Source organism: candidate division WOR-3 bacterium (genome assembly GCA_039801245.1).
Classification (GTDB): Bacteria; Hydrothermota; Tepidihabitantia; order Tepidihabitantales; family Tepidihabitantaceae; genus JAOABP01.
The window spans coordinates 1-14,558 of record JBDRUF010000044.1; the positions used below are offsets into that span (position 1 = coordinate 1).

A 14,558-nucleotide genomic window follows, 5' to 3' on the forward strand; every position below is an offset into this window, starting at 1 on the left:
TGATGAGGAGGCGTTTGTCGCAGAAAACCGGGTTGTCGGATTCAGGCTGAACCGCGCCTTTCCTTATCAGGCGGATTTTTCTTTAAAAAAGTTGCGGCTCAAAAAGCGACAAATCAGGGCAAAGGTCTATCTCTATCCCTATGAGCTGATTGCGGACAACCCTGAGGAACTGAAAAGGGAAATCAAGGTTAAGAAAGGTAAAGGGCTTATCATTCGCCCCGGTGCCAGGATTCACCAGGGCGCATTTGTCTCAACTGAAAACGGTCCGGTATATCTTGACGAGAACAGCGAGGTGAGACCGTTGAGTTTTGTTCAAGGTCCCTGCTATATTGGCAAGGGCACAATCATTGACTCCTGCCTTGTCCGTCCGGGCTGTTCATTTGGACCAGAGTGCCGGATTGGCGGCGAGGTGGAATGCTCAATCTTTCAGGGCTATGCCAACAAGCATCACGAGGGTTTTATCGGGCACAGTTTTATCGGTGAATGGGTCAACCTTGGTGCCTTAACCACCTGCTCGGACTTGAAAAACAACTATGGTCCGGTCAAGGTATTGGTGAAGAACAAGGAGATAAACACCGGTATGTTAAAACTTGGCTGTTTTATCGGCGACCACGCCAAGACCGCGATTGGCACCCTTATCCCGACCGGCGCGGTTATCGGCACATTTGCCAACTGGTTTGAGGGCGGTTTAATGCCAAAGTATCTCCCGGCATTTGCCTGGGGTAAGGGTAAGCGCTGGCACAAAAATGAGATTGTTGCAACCGCCCGTCGGGTGATGGCAAGGAGACAGGTAAAACCGAGCCCGGCTTATGAAAAACTACTGTTAAAACTTTATCGTTAGAGCGGCAAAGATGGCTCTGGCGGTCGGCGTTGACATTGGCGGGACAAACATCAAAATCGGGCTGGTTGATGAAAACGGGAAAATCGTTGCCCGGCAGAAGCTGAAAACAAACCCCCAGTCACCACCTGCTGAAACCCTGGAAAGGCTCTCACGGACGATTTTAAGATTAACAAAGGGCAAACAGGTTGATGCTTTAGGGATTGGTGTTGCCGGACTGATTGACCACAAAACCGGGTTTGTCTGGACATCGCCCAACCTGCCCACCTGGAACAAGACACCGGTCAAGGACATTATGAGCCGATTGACCGGGATGGAGGTGTTCTGCGGCAATGATGCCAATGCGGTTGCGCTCGGTGAGTGGCTTTTCGGTGCGGCAAAAAACTGTAAAAATGTGCTCTGCATCACGCTTGGTACTGGGATTGGCTCAGGCATCATCGCTGAAAACCGCCTGCTTTTAGGCGCAAACAGCTATGCCGGAGAACTCGGACACACATCCATCTCCTTACGCGGTCCTGCCTGTCCCTGCGGCAGTTCTGGCTGTCTGGAAAGGTTTGTCTCCGCGCAGGCGATTGTTGAGCGGTGTAAACGCCTTTTGCGCAAAGAAGAGCGGCTCATTACTACCACCAAAAACCAGCTGTCCCTTTTTGGCGGAACCGGTGAACATCCGAGTTTAATCTTTGACCTTATCGGCTATGACTATAAGAGGCTGAGCACAAGAGAAATCGGCATTGCCGCAAGGAAAAAGGACAAACTGGCGTTGGAGGTAATTAAGGAAACGGGCAATCTCCTCGGTCAGGGCATCTACAACGCCCTGATGATTCTTGACCCGGAAATTGTTATTCTTGGTGGTGGTGTCAGCCGGCTGGGAAAGCCGCTTTTGTATGCGGTTGAACAGACGGTGTTTAACCGGCTCTACGGCTCAAACCGGCAACTGAGAATTGTCCTGTCAAAACTTGGCGATGATGCCGGCATCCTTGGTGCCAGCCAGTTCAAATTAGTTTTCAGGTAAAGGCATAGGTTGAGGTTTAAGATTCCTGAAACTTGACCCCAACCTTTACTTTTATACCCTTTCCCAGAGATAATCCCACAAGGAAAAGCCCGCCACCCTCTTCTCCATAATGAAACTGCCCTCAATGATAAACGGGCGGAACTCCTGGGCATAGTAAAGCCGGCGCTGGGACGGGTTATCGCCATACCAGCGCTGCCCCTGGTCCAAAATCCTTCTCAGTGTGGCATCGTGCGCACCATCCATCGTCTTGAAGCCCATCTTCAAAAGGGTAACGAGCATCGCCACATGCCTGGGATAGGCAACAACTGAATAAGCCCTGTTTTTCTTGGCCAGGGCAATAACTAAGTCAACAAGAAACGGGCAGTAATTCTGACCCCGGAACTGGGGACGAACATAAGCCCGGGTTAACTCCCAGCGGTCCATATCCCTGCCTTCAGCATCAAGCCAGCAAGGGTCAATCCGGTCATAACCCATCCACTCCTCACCTGACTGCTTGGAACCGAAATAAACCTGGAGGAAATCCTCATCTGCGACCGGGTCATGATAACGCCTGATGCTGAACCAGTGGTCCTCAACCCTTAACTCCGGTTTTGGGGGAACCACTTTTGCCTCCGCTCTTGTACGAAGATATTCCGCTATTCGCTCATCGGTCTCGCACGGAATCACATCCACAATCACCTTAATCCAGTTACGATACTGTTCAGGTCTAATCATTCCTTTTTGAATATCTCCTGTAATTTTCTTTCCAATTCCTCTTCGTCTTCAATCAACACCTTGCGCGGCTTTGACCCGGCATGAGGACCAACTATTCCTGCCCGCTCAAGCTGGTCAATGATTCTGCCTGCCCGAGCCCAGCCAACATCCAAACGGCGCTGCAGCATTGAGACCGAAGCCTCACGATGGGTTACCACCAGCCGCGCCGCCTCGGCAAAAAACTCATCAAACTCACCGTTTTCGGATGCAACACCTTGCCGCTCGCCGCGAACAATTTCAATCTCCTCGTCGAGCGGTTCATAATAGCCTTTTGCAAGCAGTTTGTCAACAACTGCCGCGGTTAAAATCTCCTCTAAGCGCTCCCGCTTTTTCCCCTTTGCCGCCCGGCGTGGGTCGTAAAGGACATCAACCAAATCCTGGTCAACAACCTCTCGAGCCTTTGCCACTTCGTCATCAACCAGTCCGCTCAGAAGTTCTGATAGGTATCGGATTGCCCAGAGGTCAACAACCCTTTTTGCCGCCCGCTCCGAGACATAAGAACCATGGAGCCTGACCGGCTCGCCCTTGCCCGGTGGCAGAAAGAGCATATCGCCCCTGCCTAAAAGTGACTCGGCACCATTGGCATCAAGAATGGTCCTTGAGTCAACCTTGGTGGCAACCTGAAAGGCAATCCGACAGGGAAAATTCGCCTTGATCAGACCGGTAATGACATCAACTGAGGGCCTTTGGGTGGCAAGGATGAGGTGGATTCCCACAGCCCTTGACATTTGTGCCAGCCGGATAATCCTTGCCTCAATCTCTGCTGGTGCCCGTTGCATCAAGTCAGCAAGTTCATCAATCACCACCACAATATAAGGCTTTTTTCGCTTTCCCATTTCCTCGCACCGGGCGTTAAAACTCAAAATATCCCGAACCCCCAACTCGGCAAACTCGCTGTAACGTGCCTCCATAATCTCCACGATGCGCGTCAGTTCACCCACAACCCTTTCTGGGTCGGTGGTTGTCATTGAAAGGAGGTGGGGAACCGGGTTATAAACCGGCAACTCTAACTGCTTTGGGTCAATGGTCAGAAACCGGACCTCCTGAGGGGTGGAGCGGTAGATAATCGACATAATTATGGAATTGATACAGACCGATTTGCCCGAACCGGTTGTTCCGGCAATAAGGACATGGGGCATTGAGCGAAGGTCGGCGCAATAAGGTTCACCGGTGATTGTTGTTCCAAGAGCGAAACCCAACGGCGAATCAAGTTCTTGATAGGCCGGGCTCGTGAGTACCTCTTTGAGATAAACCATCCGCCGGGTTTTGTTGGGGATCTCAACTCCTACCGCGCTCTTGCCTGGAATCGGCGCCAAGATTCTTACTCTTTCGGCAGAGAGTGCAAGCGCAATATCATCTGCTAAACTCTCTATGCCGCTGCAGCGCACCCCTGGCGCCGGCTCGAGTTCAAACCTCGTTATCATCGGACCCGATAAAATTGCGGTCAATTTACCATCAATACCAAACTCACGCAGCTTGCCCATTAAAACCTCACCCTCAGCCTCTGCCTCTACTGGGTCCTTAAACACCTTATCTTGAGATGTTGGCTGATCAAGTCTCTCAAGAAACTCCTTCTGAAAATCCCTCATATCCAGTTTAACTGGCTTATTATGAAAAGATGGTGGCTCAGCAATCATCCCATCCTTTTCAGCTGTGTGAAAGATTGTAGGTTGTGGTTTTTGCTCAACCATTGTTATCTTTGCCTTTTCTGGAGGAGACACCTTAACTCCCACCTTGCACCTGCGCCGGAAATGCACCCTGAGCCATCTCATCACATTCAAAAATAAACTTTTAGAGAGTTGCCGCCAGTGTGTACTTATCTCCGAGACCGAAAGGAGAATTATCAAAACACTAATTAGAATCAAAAATGTTCCTACACTGCCAAAAAGAGCCAAAAGCCAGGAAACAGTCTTTTTCCCGAATCTCCCCGCGAGTGATAAAGGCGCATGGAAATATGCAAAGAATAGTTCCAAGATAAGCCCATAAAAAAGAATTAAAAAAGACCACCTGATGTCTTTGTGTTGTGGTTTCCGAAACCAGAGGTTAAACCCCCAGTAAAAACCAAGTGTCATCAGTGCCAGAGTACCAATACCAAAAAGGTCGGTTAAACTTTTACCAAGAAATGCTCCGGTCCAGCCACAAAAATTATCACAGGGTGTTTTAAGACCCGCATACACAGAGAGCAGACTGGCACCAAAAAATACCGCCAGTACAAGCACACAGAAACCAAGAAATTGACGCCATCGTTTGATCTCAAAAACCCAAAGGGCTACTGCGACCACCGCGATAGTTACCACCCAGACGCTCATACCGCCAAAAAGATGAATCAGAGCGGAAGCCAAAAGATACCCAACCCTGCCCGGATACCCGCGAAAAATAAAGGAGACCAGGCTAACACCAGCATACAGGACGAGACCCACCGCGATAACCCGAGCGATAACTCCCCAGGAGGGTCTTAAGTTCTTGCCCCTCTTTGCCACTTATATCCCTCCGTAACCGGTAATTAACCGGGCAGTTGTGAATACCAGCGGTAAAAGAAGAAAGCGGAATATCGGCATACCAAACAAAAAAATCATCACAATACCAAAGAGTCCGTACTCCTCTAACCTACCATACCTCGCTGCCAAGTCAGCGGGTAAAAGATAATAAATCAACCTCGAGCCGTCAAGCGGGGGGATCGGAATGAGATTGAAAAAGCAGAGAATTAGGTTGTATATGACAAAGTAATATGCTATGCGCCATGCAAAGCCACCAACTGCAACAAGGGAAAGTAGGCGGACAACGAGACTGGCAATGAGGGCGGTAAAGAAATTGGCAAGCGGGCCAGCAAGGGCTGAGATTGCCAAATCCCTTAAAGGATTGCGGAAGTTACTGGCGTTAATCGGTACCGGTTTTGCCCAGCCAAATCTTGTCCAAGGCAAGAGCAAGAGGATGGTACCCAATGGGTCGAGATGCTTGAGCGGATTGAGGGTCAATCTCCCCTGCTCCTTTGCGGTTGGGTCACCTAACACCAAAGCCGCATAACCATGAGTGAACTCATGAATCGTCAGTCCAAAGAGAATCGCCGGCGCCGTTAGCAAAATTTCCTCTACATTAAACATTATGACTCAACCACCTTTCTGCGAGGGCGCGCTCCTCATCTTTATTTCTTACCCTCCCATTAAGTCGGGCGTAGAGCACCCGCTCAATGATCTTGCCCAGTTGTGGACCGGGTCTAATCCCCAAAAGAAGAAGATCTCCTGCCTTTAGCTCTGGTTTAACAAAAGTTAACTCATTTAAGAAGAGGCTTAATTTTTTAGCCACGGGCCCAGTTTTTAAAACAGCAAGGAGTCGGAGGGCAGGTAGGGGTAAGGGTTTTAGTAAGCGATAAATGGTCGAACGCCTGCGGGCGCGGCGAAGGCGGTTTTCTAAATTTGAGAAAGTTTTTATCGCCTCAGAAACCTGGCGTTCCTCTTTTGTAATGGGAAAGCGGTTGTCAAGTGGTAATATGCTCAAAAGATAGAGGAAGATGGGGTCCTCCCTGATGCCCGCCTGGGTTAACCTCTTTAAATCGGTCAAGAATCGCCGGGGTGGAGAAAAGTGGAAAAAAGCTGCTAAAACCCCTTCCTTTACAACCGCTTCCATGACCTTAAATGCCCTCGCTTCCTTACTGATGCACCGGAGCTCATAAAGCACCCGCTCAGGTGTCAAAAGGGCTAAATAGCCTTCCTTCACCGCCTGGCGGAGAAGATAAAGTGTACCCGACTCAATCTCAAATTCCAACCGAATCCCGAAGCGCAGCGCACGAAATATCCGTGTCGGGTCATCAATAAAACTCTCCGGATAGAGAACCCTGAGCACTCTTCTCCTTAAGTCATCTTGACCACCATAAGGGTCAATAATCCCGTCTCCGTGGCTCCCGGTCAGCTCAATTGCCATCGCATTGATAGTAAAATCCCTCCTCCTTAAATCCGCTTCAATTCCCGCCACCTTCACCTTTGGCAAAACAGCAGGACAGGGATAGGACTCATCCCTCGTATGGGAAATGTCAATTCTTAATCCTGGTAAATATAGAGAACCGGTTAAAAACTGAGGGTAGGAGATGTACTTTGCACCTGTTTCGCGGTGCAGCTGTTTAAGAAGCTGAATAAGACTCCTGCCGGTTGATCGCAAGTCAACCGCAAAATCCCAGTCACAGGAAAGAGCGAGGTTAGAATTGTGTAAAAGCCAGTCACGCACCATTCCACCCACAAGGTATAACCTTCCTCCCCAAGCCTTGGTAATTTCAACGAGACGGCGGCAGGGGTAAGGCAGTCCTCTATCCAAGGGCATCAGAACCCAAGCGTCTTGGCGGTATCCTCTTTCTGTCCGTGAACCCTTATCTTGCCGAACCTCGCCTCATACTTGCGGATATTTTCTGACAGCGCCTCATGGAGGAGAACGGCGTGTTGCGGAGTCATTACAATCCGAGAAAATACCTTAGCCTTAGGCAGTCCGGGCAAAATTCGGGCGAAATCAATGATAAACTCAGAGCCAGAATGGGCGATGAGGACAAAATTGGAATAAATACCCTCTGACTCCTTCTCTCCGATTTCTATCTGGACTGGCGGTCCTTGTTGGGGCTGTTTCTCATCCATACCGATTCTCCTTTCCTCGTTTAAAAATGTCTACTTATTGACAAGACGGATAAACTTTCTCTTGCCTACTTTCAAAACAGCAGGCCTCTCCAAAGGTTTTATAATTAGATTGGGGTCAGAGATGCGAATACCGTCAAGATAAATCGCACCCTCTTGGATTTTGCGCCGCGTCTCGCTCTTGGAGGGTAAAAGCCCTGCCTGAACAATTAAATCAACGAGATTGATTCCCTCTTCAGGAATTTTGAAATCGGGTAGGGTCTGCGGTGGCTGTTTTTCCTTAAATACCCGGTCGAACTCCGCTGCCGCCATCTCCGCCTGCTCCAGGGAGTGATAAAGGGCAACCACCGCCTTTGCCAGTTCCATCTTGATATTTTTCGGGTTCTCACCGGCTTTCAACCTCCGTTCGTAGGCGGCGACCTCCTCGTCACTTTTGTCGGTCGTCAGTCGGAAATAATCCAAAATCAGTTCATCAGGAATTGACATCAGTTTGCCAAACATCTCCTGTGCCGGTTCGGTGATACCGACATAATTACCATAAGACTTGGACATCTTCAATTTGCCATCGGTGCCAATCAGGAGCGGCATTGTCATTATCACCTGGGGAGACTGGCCAAAGCGCGCCTGGAGTTCCCTGCCGACCAATAGATTCCAGTACTGGTCCGAGCCCCCCAATTCCACATCAGCCTGTACCATCACCGAATCATAACCCTGAAAAAGGGGGTACAATAGTTCGTGGACAAAAAGGGGCACACCCTCCTCGAGACGGTTTTTGAAGTCATCGCGCTCAATCAGGCGGGCAACGGTATAACGGGCAGCAAGGTTGACAATCTCGCTGGCGCTCAGCCGGTCGAGCCACTCAGAGTTGTAACGAAACTCGCACCGCTCAGGGATGAGAATCTTTTTAATCTGCTCCTGGTAGCGAGCCATATTTTCCCGAATCTGTTCATCACTCAATTGCGGTCTGGTCTTTGACCTGCCGGTTGGATCACCGATTCTTCCGGTAAAATCGCCCACGATCAGCACCGCCGTATGTCCCAGTTCCTGAAACTGGCGCAGTTTGCGCAGGACCACCGCAAAACCTAAGTGGATATCTGGACCAGACGCGTCGATGCCCAATTTCACCCGTAGGGGTCTCCCGGTCTTTTCTGACCGTTCGAGCCGCTCCAAAAGTTCTGCCTCCGTTTCAAGCCGCTCGACCCCCCGTTTTAATTGTTCAATAATCGAGGTCCTCATATTGTAAAACTCAGAAACTAAATTTCGTAACTACCAAAATCCTCAGGGTTGATCGCCCGCAGTCTTGAGCGCAGTTCCTTGAGCCGCTCCTCCTCCTCAGCTGAAAGCTCCTGCCCCGCCTGTTCCATCACCGCCTCAGCCACATATATGGGCGCACCCACCCTTACCGCCAGCCCCACCGAATCTGATGGGCGCGCGTCAATCGCCACCACCCTATCCTTGGTCTCAATCACCACCTCGGCATAAAATGTCTCCTCCTCCAGTTTGGTGATGATTACCCTTTTGACCTTGCCCTCCAACCCGACAATCAGATTCCGCATTAAATCGAGGGTCAATGGTCTCACATACTGGGTTCCTTCAAGCGCATAGGCGATTGCTGACGCCTCTGCCGCACCAATAAAAACCGGCAGAACCCGGTTGCCCCCAACCTCGCGGAGAAGCATCACCGGGGAGTTGGTAGCGTTGTCGATTAATACCGCCTCAACCCTGACCTCAATCACAACACTCCCGGCGTCTCTTCATCCCGCCGCCTCTTCCACGACCCAGAGTTTTATCGTGGCGGTAATCTCCTGACCCAATTTCACCGGGATGTCATAAACCCCAGGGGCCTTGATGGGCTCATCAAGGACAATTTGATGCTTGTCCACATTATGTCCAACCTCCTTCAGAAGAGCGGCGATGTCCGCATTGGTAATCGCGCCAAACGCACCTTCAGCACCCATCTTGAGGGCGGCCTTCACCGTCACCAGACCCAGCCGTTGCGCCATATCCACCAGCCTCTGTGTGACCTTTGTCTCCCGACTGGCAATCTGCCTTTTGAGCATCTCCAATTGCCTCAGGTTTGCCTCATCCGCAACCAGCGCCAGTTTCCTCGGCAAGAGAAAATTACGGGCAAAGCCATCCCGAACCTCCACCACCTCACCCCGCTTACCCAAGCGTTCAATGTCACTTAAGAGAATGACCCTCATCGCCATTACTGAAGTAGCGCCAGGTTCCGCGCGGTCTTAATCGCTTTGGCAAGACGGCGCTGGTGCCGAGCACATAAACCTGAAACCCGTGAGGACACTATCTTCCCCCGCTCGGTGAGATAGTCCTTGAGCCTGGGGTCTTTATAATCAATATGGCTAACACCCTCTTCGCAAAAAGGGCAGGATTTTGACCTGACTTTTATTCTTTTGTTTTTCATCAGTGAAGCATAAATGAGCTAATGCCGATGTCAAGTTTGTGTATAGACCAAAAGATTGAGGGCAGGGGGAATATCCGAATCAACGGGGGGATAACCCCTGGGAAAATATGGCTTTCGGCTAAGTGGCGAAAATGTGAAGGGTAACCCGATTTCACCATCCGAATTTCGTTTATGTTTATATAAACTTATCATCTTGGAAATCTACTGGCTAATCAAAGGAGAGGGATAACACAAGGAAGGGCTCTCAACGGAGTTTATTGAACTCAAAGAACGCCTTTTTTAAAACACCAGCCTGGGTCTTGAGCCCAAAAAACCTCTCCGCCTCACCAAAATACAAGGTTTGATGGGTGGGGTCGTCAAAATAGGAAAAATAAACGAGCCCAAAGACTCCGTTCTTGACAAGTTTTTCTTTAGCCTTTAACACCCCGCCAATTAATTTTGCCTGCTCATCCTCCCAGCCTAAAGGGTCGCCATCTTTATAACTCGAAACCGCCAAATAGGCTAAAAGCAAGGGTTTTTTGAACCTCTTAAGGTAATGGGAGAACCTCAAAGCGCTCTGGGCAATGTTCTGGTAAGATGAGGAGGTAGGATCAGCATCAGGGACGGTAGCTGCGCGCATCTCCTGAAACCCTAAGAAGTCACACACCTTTGCCGCTCGACCGATACACTTATCAAGGTTAAAAATCCCCCAGTCGCCAGCGACTAGACCAACCTTGCAGTTGGGTGCACCCTTTTTCAGCCGCCTGATAGCCTCTATGACCACATCATTAAACCCTTCCCATTCGGTTATCGGAGTTTCACCTGCAAACACGGCGTCATTGAACTCCGGCTCTAAGGCAACAAACACTTCAGCGCCGATGTTTACAACCCGCGCCAATCTCTCAATGTCCTGATACCATTCTTTGATACGCATCTGGTTGTTTTCGGTCAGGTACTCCTTACTGATTGAGTCGCCAAAATAGTAATAGATGATGAGGGGCGTGTACCCATCTTGGACAATTGTCTTAAGTTCTTGTGAACTCACCCAGGTGGTATCCCAACCCCTGCAGAGCCAGATGGCAACATACTTGAACTTCAGCCCATCCTTCTCTGCCTCTTTGTAAACCACCACCCAGGAATCACCAACCTGTTGCTGGTAGCGGTCACCAATCCCAAGGGCAAAATTGCCCGGAGCGGTGAAAAATGAACATCCCAGGAAGCAGGAAAGAAGGGAGAGCAGGGTCAGCCCTATCAAGGTTTATCTTCAACCTTCGCTATCAACTCTGCCCATCTTTCCTTGATGAGACTCTTTTCGGTTAACGACATCTGCTCAAGAATAATACCAGGAAGGAAATGATGGGTAAATGTATAGGTAATTTCCCCGCCGCTTTCCTTTTCATTGATGAAGCCCTTTTCAATCAGTTCTAAGAAACAGGAAGGGAATTCATCCCGCTCCACCTGTGAGACGGTTAAGAGATGTTTTTGTTTTTGCGAGTTACCCATAACCGCAGCAACCTTCAGGAGATAGAACGCTTTAGCGCTCAACCGCCTCATCCTTTCCAACACGATGTCCTTTAGCGCCTCAGGGAGAGAGGGTATACCTTTGAACTCCTCCATTATCAGGGTTATCAAGAATGGAATACCCTCGGTGAGGAAGTAAACCGTTTCTGCATGTTGGGCAATGCCCGGAAGTGTCCCTTCGCTTTTTTGCAGCAGGAGAAAGACATCTTCATAGGTCAGGCGATTTAAGGAAAGTTTTTTAACCTTAACTATCCGCTGAAGCCTGCCGATGAGGGCAGAGAGAATTTTGTTTTCCTCATCCTCGGGACGATAGGTGGCAATGAAAAGTGTTGGTTTTTGCAGTGATTTTGCAATCAGTTGGTAAAAGATGTCAAGGGAAGGAGGAGAGAGCCAGTGGATGTCTTCGATGACAAGTATTAGAGGTCTTTCGGCACAGATGGCAGAAAAGAGGTTGAAGATTGGGTCGAGGCACTGTGTCGCTGGCGATTTACCCATTTTTACTAAGGAATGGAGATTGAAAAAAAGCTGTTTTACTTTATCATCCAATTGGGGTGATTTTTGGGCTAACCTCCTCTTCAGCCAGATGGCACTCCCTTCATAGAAGATATCACCGAGCAATGAATCGGTAAGCTGGGGCACCGCACAGTAAACCACCTCGGCATCATCGCCCTCCTGGGTAACAAACTCCTCAACCAACCTCGTCTTACCTATCCCCAATTCCCCTTTTATAAATACCACCCCTGCGGCACCTTCCTCCGCCACCTCGTGGAATATGCCCTTGAGTTCGGCAAGCTCCTTTTCTCTGTTGACAAATGGTGGCAAGACCGACTTTTTGTGCCGCCGGGTCAATTCATCTGGAACCTCTTTTAAGATTTCATCAATGTCAAATGAGGTGGGGAAGTTATTTAGCGATTGGAGCGTGGTTCGTTCCGCAATCGGCATCTCCAAACCCTCCCCTTCATCCTCTGGTTCTGCCTGGAGTATTGAGCGCCGCAGCTCTTGAGTCTCCGCCCCGGGGCTAATGCGCATCTCCCTTTTTAAAACCTCGCGGCAGCGCTCATACTGCTCCAGCGCCTTGGTCCTTTCACCCATCAAAAGATAGAGACGGATGAGCCCCTGGTGAAACTCCTCCTGCACCGGCGCGATGAGAAGCGATTTGTTGTAAAGGGCGAGCGCCTCCTGATACTCCTTTTTTGCGATGAGGAGGTCGGCTAAATTTGTCACCGCCGCGGTATACTTTAGAAAAAACCTCTCCCGCTGTATTCGCTGCCAGTTTTCAAACTCCCAGCTACGCTTGATAAAAAAGCCGTCCAAAAAATCGCCCTGATAAAGGTTCACCGCCTCGGTTAAATATCCAATCCGGGCATTATCGTCAATCTCGAGATTATGGGCAAGGATTATTTTCTTCTCAAACTCCTCGGTATCCAACCAGTAGTTTGTCTCGGTGTTAAACTGGCACTCGTCCCGATAAGAGATAACAAATTCGTACTTTGGTCCCTCGGGAAAGCCCAAACCGGTCCGCAGAACCCACAGGGTATATCTCAGGTTGTACTTCGCCTGCAGCTCACCGCTCTCCGGCCAGAACATCGCGCAGAGTTTCTCGCGCGACATCCTTGACCTGTTTTCCACCGCCAGATAGGCTAAAAACGCCTGGGTCTTTTTTAGCAGAGTTGTTATTGGCTGGTCATCCCGGTAGATCTTCAGCCCACCGAAGCAGAAAATCTTAAGTAAAGGCATAGTTTTATAGGCTTTTCACCTCACCATCACTCCAGAAATTGCCTTCGTCCTTTCTTTTAATAAATTTCTCCTTTTATTTATAATTAACATATATCTCATCGTCAAGAAAATTCAAGCCTTAAATAAAACCCATCCCTCATTCCCCTTTTCCCTGCCATACCCATATTTCACCCCGTTTTTAACTCTGGCCGGACCAAAATTACTGGGGGAATGGTACCCTGGCAAAAATTGTTATTTAGTTAAGTTGCCAAAATCTGAAACTTAACCCAATTTTCCCTTGCGGGGTTTTGTGTATCTTTATATAAACTTAGCCTTACCGCTTATTTCCAATCAATAAAGAATGTATGGTTGGTATGAGCAGCAAGCCTCTTCAACTTAAGCACCAAAATTTTCCCATCATCCTTGAGCTCATACTCTGGAACCCTTACCCCTATCAGTTCAGGTTTTATAGAAATCTCTCGCACCGGCCGAGCTGGGGCGATGTAGACCAGGATGCCTTTAACCTCAGATGAGCCCTGATTCGAGATGTTGACTACAATTCTTGAGTGTCCGCGCCTTTTCGCATTTACAAAAACATCTTCAAACCCCTGCCACCAGTCTGCCATCTCTTTGCAGGTTGCAAACCAGACATTTTTACCTTTAAAGAACTCGACCAACCGCTTTAGGACCACAATCCTTTTCTCCTCGCAGAGGAGGTGACTGTGGAGGAAAAGGAGGTAGGCGCCCTGCACCTCATAGACCCCCAAGAAGTCATCTCTCAGGGCAGAAAAGATTTCTGTAGTGTCCTGAAGGCTATCTTTGATCAAAAGTTCATAATCGTCCCTTCCGGTCTTAGGAAGGGCAATAAGACCCCTTTTCCCTATTCCAATAACCCTTGGACAGGCTCGGTCCTGAAGGCTGTCTGTACAGATATATTGATACCTTAACTCCGCGAGCGCTTTGAGCGTTGATGAGTCATACCCCCCCTCTGGCGGACGAAAGCCCCAGACCTTTTTGCCGGTTAGCCCCTCAATCAACTCCTTCCCCTGTTTTAATCTTGCTAACCGCTCTTCATAATCCTCCCCGCGATAAACCGCCACACCGTGCAGCCCGATCTCACCATATTCGGCAAGTGTTTTTGTGATGACAGGGCTGTTCTTTGCCTCTTCAGGCACCAGGAAGAAGGTGCCGCTCAGACCTTCATTACTCAAGACCCTCAATGCATTTAGCGCTTGGGAATACCTGAATTCGGCATCGCAGACAAAGACCACAGCCGCCTCTGCCCTCTTATCCACACTGGGCCAGGGGTTGATCCAGGCAACTGGCTCTTTTCTCAACCAGGAGATTGAGTTTGCCAAAAGCCGCTCCCATACCACCTGATGGGTTTTGCTGCCGACCACCGCACCCAATTCAAACCCAGCCCAGAGAAATCTACCCTGGCGATACTCACCATAAAGAAGCCCGCAGTTTTTATCACTCATAAAGGGTAAATCTGAGGGGGTGCGAAATTCATACCAATAGCCAAGAGGGGTGGTTCTTGGTTCCACCGCCTTTACCACCAAGGGGTGGTCATAGGTTGTCACCTCAAGCCTGAATCCTGGTGGAATCCGATAACTTAATGGGGAGTTTCCCTTGAGGGTTAAGGAGGCGCTCACATTCCCTTTAGGACCAATCTCCCCTGTAACTTCAACCCCGAACAGACTG

14 protein-coding genes are annotated in these 14,558 nt (G+C 49.5%); 2 read left to right on the forward strand and 12 right to left on the reverse strand.

The window, feature by feature from the left end:
• On the forward strand, nucleotides 1-841 hold an 841-nt coding region (locus ABIK47_06620), incomplete at its 5' end, for a hypothetical protein (protein ID MEO0020290.1).
• 10 nt (nucleotides 842-851) lie between these two features.
• Nucleotides 852-1,850 carry an ROK family protein gene (locus ABIK47_06625; protein ID MEO0020291.1) on the forward strand — a complete coding sequence of 333 codons (999 nt, stop codon included), beginning with the start codon at nucleotides 852-854 and terminating at the stop codon, nucleotides 1,848-1,850.
• Between the two features lie 51 nt (nucleotides 1,851-1,901).
• Here ABIK47_06625 and ABIK47_06630 read toward each other — a convergent pair whose 3' ends face one another.
• The 12 genes from ABIK47_06630 to ABIK47_06685 form a co-directional block, all read right to left on the reverse strand.
• Nucleotides 1,902-2,564: a hypothetical protein gene (locus tag ABIK47_06630; GenBank protein ID MEO0020292.1), complete on the reverse strand. Its 663-nt coding sequence runs from the start codon at nucleotides 2,562-2,564 to the stop codon at nucleotides 1,902-1,904.
• Nucleotides 2,561-5,083: a DNA translocase FtsK 4TM domain-containing protein gene (locus ABIK47_06635; protein ID MEO0020293.1), complete on the reverse strand. Its 2,523-nt coding sequence runs from the start codon at nucleotides 5,081-5,083 to the stop codon at nucleotides 2,561-2,563. The genes ABIK47_06630 and ABIK47_06635 overlap by 4 nt, the downstream gene beginning before the upstream one ends.
• Nucleotides 5,084-5,704: a site-2 protease family protein gene (locus ABIK47_06640; GenBank protein MEO0020294.1), complete on the reverse strand. Its 621-nt coding sequence runs from the start codon at nucleotides 5,702-5,704 to the stop codon at nucleotides 5,084-5,086.
• Nucleotides 5,697-6,914 carry a hypothetical protein gene (locus ABIK47_06645; GenBank protein ID MEO0020295.1) on the reverse strand — a complete coding sequence of 406 codons (1,218 nt, stop codon included), beginning with the start codon at nucleotides 6,912-6,914 and terminating at the stop codon, nucleotides 5,697-5,699. The genes ABIK47_06640 and ABIK47_06645 overlap by 8 nt, the downstream gene beginning before the upstream one ends.
• The gene (locus ABIK47_06650; GenBank protein ID MEO0020296.1) at nucleotides 6,914-7,219 is read right to left on the reverse strand and encodes a DUF3467 domain-containing protein; all 306 of its coding nucleotides are present in this window, start codon (nucleotides 7,217-7,219) and stop codon (nucleotides 6,914-6,916) included. The genes ABIK47_06645 and ABIK47_06650 overlap by 1 nt, the downstream gene beginning before the upstream one ends.
• Before the next feature lie 30 nt (nucleotides 7,220-7,249).
• Nucleotides 7,250-8,452 carry a tyrosine--tRNA ligase gene (gene tyrS / locus ABIK47_06655; protein MEO0020297.1) on the reverse strand — a complete coding sequence of 401 codons (1,203 nt, stop codon included), beginning with the start codon at nucleotides 8,450-8,452 and terminating at the stop codon, nucleotides 7,250-7,252.
• 17 nt (nucleotides 8,453-8,469) lie between these two features.
• The gene (locus tag ABIK47_06660) at nucleotides 8,470-8,952 is read right to left on the reverse strand and encodes a bifunctional nuclease family protein (GenBank protein ID MEO0020298.1); all 483 of its coding nucleotides are present in this window, start codon (nucleotides 8,950-8,952) and stop codon (nucleotides 8,470-8,472) included.
• An 18-nt stretch (nucleotides 8,953-8,970) separates the two neighbouring features.
• The gene (rplI, locus tag ABIK47_06665; GenBank protein MEO0020299.1) at nucleotides 8,971-9,426 is read right to left on the reverse strand and encodes a 50S ribosomal protein L9; all 456 of its coding nucleotides are present in this window, start codon (nucleotides 9,424-9,426) and stop codon (nucleotides 8,971-8,973) included.
• Complete coding sequence (rpsR, locus tag ABIK47_06670) at nucleotides 9,426-9,638, reverse strand: 30S ribosomal protein S18 (protein MEO0020300.1); 213 nt, start codon at nucleotides 9,636-9,638, stop codon at nucleotides 9,426-9,428. Before rpsR ends, rplI begins: the two co-directional genes overlap by 1 nt.
• Before the next feature lie 244 nt (nucleotides 9,639-9,882).
• On the reverse strand, nucleotides 9,883-10,872 hold the full coding sequence (locus ABIK47_06675) for a hypothetical protein (GenBank protein ID MEO0020301.1): 990 nt from the start codon (nucleotides 10,870-10,872) through the stop codon (nucleotides 9,883-9,885).
• Nucleotides 10,869-12,875, reverse strand: coding sequence for a BTAD domain-containing putative transcriptional regulator (locus ABIK47_06680; protein ID MEO0020302.1), 2,007 nt, complete (start codon nucleotides 12,873-12,875; stop codon nucleotides 10,869-10,871). The genes ABIK47_06675 and ABIK47_06680 overlap by 4 nt, the downstream gene beginning before the upstream one ends.
• Nucleotides 12,876-13,195: 320 nt before the next feature.
• On the reverse strand, nucleotides 13,196-14,558 hold a 1,363-nt coding region (locus ABIK47_06685), incomplete at its 5' end, for a polysaccharide deacetylase family protein (protein MEO0020303.1).

Bases quoted from the DNA above. Each gene is read 5' to 3' on its own strand.
- ABIK47_06625 (MEO0020291.1), top strand. From the start codon at position 852: ATGGCTCTGGCGGTCGGCGTTGACATTGGCGGGACAAACATCAAAATC.
- ABIK47_06680 (MEO0020302.1), bottom strand. From the start codon at position 12,875: ATGCCTTTACTTAAGATTTTCTGCTTCGGTGGGCTGAAGATCTACCGG.
- ABIK47_06630 (MEO0020292.1), bottom strand. From the start codon at position 2,564: ATGATTAGACCTGAACAGTATCGTAACTGGATTAAGGTGATTGTGGAT.
- ABIK47_06650 (MEO0020296.1), bottom strand. From the start codon at position 7,219: ATGGATGAGAAACAGCCCCAACAAGGACCGCCAGTCCAGATAGAAATC.
- ABIK47_06640 (MEO0020294.1), bottom strand. From the start codon at position 5,704: ATGTTTAATGTAGAGGAAATTTTGCTAACGGCGCCGGCGATTCTCTTT.
- tyrS (MEO0020297.1), bottom strand. From the start codon at position 8,452: ATGAGGACCTCGATTATTGAACAATTAAAACGGGGGGTCGAGCGGCTT.
- rpsR (MEO0020300.1), bottom strand. From the start codon at position 9,638: ATGAAAAACAAAAGAATAAAAGTCAGGTCAAAATCCTGCCCTTTTTGC.
- ABIK47_06645 (MEO0020295.1), bottom strand. From the start codon at position 6,914: ATGCCCTTGGATAGAGGACTGCCTTACCCCTGCCGCCGTCTCGTTGAA.
- rplI (MEO0020299.1), bottom strand. From the start codon at position 9,426: ATGGCGATGAGGGTCATTCTCTTAAGTGACATTGAACGCTTGGGTAAG.